Consider the following 3,305-nt stretch of genomic DNA (forward strand, 5'->3'; position numbering starts at 1 on the left):
CCTTTTTATCAACCTTTTTATTGGTAGTTTTTTTATTAAGTTGTTTTTTAGCATTCATCGGTTTAGTATGAGTGCCTTTTTTTCTTACAGCCATTTTTTTTATTTCCTTTCTTTTATTCATCTGGTTGAGAATCGTTCTTCATTGTACTGAGTATATTTTATTGTTTTTTTCGGTTTAAGAGTTGTATTAAGCATAACCCTCATCATAGCCCTCCCAACTAAATGCAAATTCTTTGCCTTTTAAGTTATAGTTAGTTTCTTTTATTGTATATCCAGTTTGGGGGTCGTATTAGTAAATTGTAAAATACTGGATATCTGTTTTTTTTTCGTCGCTGTAAAAAGCTTCTTTTATGCATTGGCCAGTGATAAGATCGTATTCTGGAATGTCACCGATTTTTTTTAATTTTCGACGATAGGCGATGTCTTTTATACGATTTCCAGTTTGGGGGTCGTATTCTGGAATGATAATACGATTAATGGTACCGATGCCATTATAGAAAGTTTTTCGTCTTTCTTTGCCAGTTTGAGGGTCGTAATCAATGATATAATCGGTGTGGTTGTCATTTCTTGTTGTAATCCATTCGCTAGTTTTTAGGTCGATTTCACCGAAGGAATCTATTCTTTTGTCCTTAGGTAAATAACCAGTTTCTTTGATGAGATTTCCAGTTTGAGGATCTTGTTCCATAATAAGACTAATTGTTTCATTGTCGCTATAGTAAAAAGTTGCTTTTAGTCTTTTGCCAGTTTGAGGGTCGTAATCAATGATGTAGTATTCGCCAAATGTGTAAATTGGATATTTGTAATTAATGATGTAATCGATTGGGTGGGTAACTCTTTTTATTTTGTTTCGAGTGTTTGGGTCTTTATAAGTAAGGCACCAGGCTAATCTTTGCCGTTCTTCATTACGTACATAACCAGTTTCTTTGATGAGATTTCCAGTTTGAGGGTCTTTTTCAATGATGCGACGAATTGTTTTACCGTCCTGATAGTAAAAAATTTCTTTATTAGATTCTTGACTAGATGTTTTATTTGCTTTATCTGAATTTTGTTTATTTTCTTTATTTACTTCATCTGGTTTAACTTCTTCAACTGGATTTTTAGTTTCAGTTAGGTTTGCTTCTGTAGTTGTTTTTTCTTCTTTATTGGTGTTTGAAACTTTAACAGGTTCAATTGGTTTAACAGGTGTTGGAACTTTTTGTGTTATAGGTTCTTTCTCTTTAACAGGCTCTTGATTTTTAACAGGTTTAGAATCTTGTTTATTTGCTTCAGTTACACATCTATTTAATTTTGAATCAATTTTATCAAAATTTTGTTTAAATTCCACTTTAGTGTCATCTAAATTATAATGAAGTTTATCGGTGGAATTGTCAACTTTTTTAAAAGCACTTTCGTCGTTTGGTAAAATAATTTTACTAATAATTACACTTATAACTATCAATAAAATAAAACAACAAACGTGAATAATAATTTTTGATTGTTTTTTATTTGTTTCCACATTTTTTTATTTCCTTTCTTGATAATGATTTTCTTACCCATAAAGAAGGGGCAAATAAAGGAGTTCTAAAAAATTTTTCCCCTTCTTTATGGGTAAGAACCGTTTTTGGTTAAATGATTTCTAGATCAGCTATTTCTTGCTTCAACATCATATAATTCTTTAAGTCTATATCCAACATCTATTAATTCTTGTTCTGGATATCCACCATCTATTAATTGTTTAAGTGTATATCCAGCAGCTAATATGTCTTTATATTTAAATCCAGCTTCTCTTAAATCTGAAACTAGATATCCAGCCTTTCTGAATTCTTTGGCTGTATATCCGCAAGCTTTTAATTGATAAGTTGTAAAACCAGAATCATATGATTCTTTGGGTGTAAATCCAAGATCTCTTAATTGTTTAAGTGTCAATCTAATATCTCTTAAATCTCTCGCTGTATATCCAGCAGCTCTTAATTCAAAAGCTGTAAATCCGCCAGTTTTTAATGCTTCCGGTGTAAATATAACAGCTTTTAATTGTTTAATTGTATACCCTGCTGCTTTTAATTTTGATACTTTATTCGCAGCATCTCTGAATTCTTTCAATTGTTTAGACATGTAAATCTCCTTTTATTTAATTTTTATTTAAATAGAAAAACAATTTTCTTCATTTATTGCCTACTCTTTAATGATTTCTAGATCAGCTACTTCTTGCTTTAAAACTGAGGCAATTTTAAAACTAACTACTTTTTTGACCGGCATAATGATTTTTTGTTGTTAGCAACTAAATATTTCATATAAACTAAAAAAACTAATTAAATCTTTATATGTATATCCAGCTGCTTTTAATTCTCTAGCTAAGCTATATATCAGCATTTACTAATTCTTCAATTGTATACCCAGCATATCTTAATTCAAAAGCTGTAAAATCAGCATCTATTAATTCTTTGGCCGTAAATCCAGTGTCTTTTAATTCTCTAACTGTAAAACCAATAGCTTTTAATTTTTTAGCCGTATATCCAGCAGCTTTGAATTCTTTAATTGTAAATCCAGTTTTTAATTCTCTAACTGTATATCCAGCAGCTTTGAATTCTTTAATTGTAAATCCAGCATCTTTTAATTCTCTAATTGTAAATCCAGTTTTTAATTCTTCAATTGTAAATTCAGCATCTAATATTTCTTCAGCTGTAAATCCAGCGGCTTTTAATTCTCTAACTGTAAATCCAGCATCTAATAATTCATCAGTTATATATCCAGCAGCTTTTAATTCTTTAATTGTAAATCCAACATCAAATAATTCACCAGCTACAAATCCATTTTCTTTTAAGTCTCTAGCTGTAAATCTAGACATTTTAAATCTCCTTTTATTTAATTTTTATTTATATTTATTTTTTTAAAGTTCTTCGTTTGGTAAAGAAATATTCTCTTTTAAGAAGGCATCTATCATATCCAGTTTTTCTGACCTTAAAATAGTGCCTGTTTTATCGTTAATTAAAGCTGGTGCTTTTTTAATATTATATTTATTAACTAGTTGATTAAATGTTTCAGAATGAAGCATCTGTTGTCTATTAATAATTTGAATGTGTTTTAAATATTTTGGATACGCTTTTTGTAAGATGTTTTTTAATTGATGACAATTTACGCAATTATCTAAAGTTAATAAAAATATTTTTTGTAACATATAAATATCCTTTTTTCTTATAATGATTTTTGTAAATTTTATTTATCTTTTTCAGCTAGACGAGCTAAATCAACCATTGTTCTACTTTTTTCTAATTCTTGTTGAAAAGCTTCTGCTTCAATGAGCATTTTTGCTATAAAGGTTTTATCTA

4 protein-coding genes are annotated in these 3,305 nt (G+C 28.9%); all 4 read right to left on the reverse strand.

The window, feature by feature from the left end; genetic code table 11:
- Positions 1 to 289: 289 nt before the first annotated feature.
- The 4 genes from RI76_RS02795 to RI76_RS01985 all read right to left on the reverse strand — a co-directional run bounded on the left by RI76_RS02795 (position 290) and on the right by RI76_RS01985 (position 3,154).
- Positions 290 to 1,495, reverse strand: coding sequence for a DUF2963 domain-containing protein (locus tag RI76_RS02795; protein WP_017192469.1), 1,206 nt, complete (start codon positions 1,493 to 1,495; stop codon positions 290 to 292).
- A gap of 125 nt (positions 1,496 to 1,620) precedes the next feature.
- Positions 1,621 to 2,091 carry a hypothetical protein gene (locus RI76_RS01975; RefSeq protein ID WP_020372771.1) on the reverse strand — a complete coding sequence of 157 codons (471 nt, stop codon included), beginning with the start codon at positions 2,089 to 2,091 and terminating at the stop codon, positions 1,621 to 1,623.
- Positions 2,092 to 2,335: 244 nt separating this feature from the next.
- On the reverse strand, positions 2,336 to 2,824 hold the full coding sequence (locus RI76_RS01980) for a hypothetical protein (RefSeq protein WP_020372772.1): 489 nt from the start codon (positions 2,822 to 2,824) through the stop codon (positions 2,336 to 2,338).
- A 42-nt stretch (positions 2,825 to 2,866) separates the two neighbouring features.
- The gene (locus tag RI76_RS01985) at positions 2,867 to 3,154 is read right to left on the reverse strand and encodes a hypothetical protein (protein WP_017192470.1); all 288 of its coding nucleotides are present in this window, start codon (positions 3,152 to 3,154) and stop codon (positions 2,867 to 2,869) included.
- Between the last annotated feature and the right edge of the window lie 151 nt (positions 3,155 to 3,305).

Source organism: Milkweed yellows phytoplasma str. MW1 (genome assembly GCF_000309485.1).
In the GTDB taxonomy this organism is placed as follows: Bacteria; Bacillota_I; Bacilli_A; order Acholeplasmatales; family Acholeplasmataceae; genus Phytoplasma.

Excerpts from the sequence above, each read along its gene's own strand:
- RI76_RS01975 (WP_020372771.1), bottom strand. The coding sequence starts at position 2,091 with ATGTCTAAACAATTGAAAGAATTCAGAGATGCTGCGAATAAAGTATCA.
- RI76_RS01980 (WP_020372772.1), bottom strand. The coding sequence starts at position 2,824 with ATGTCTAGATTTACAGCTAGAGACTTAAAAGAAAATGGATTTGTAGCT.
- RI76_RS01985 (WP_017192470.1), bottom strand. The coding sequence starts at position 3,154 with ATGTTACAAAAAATATTTTTATTAACTTTAGATAATTGCGTAAATTGT.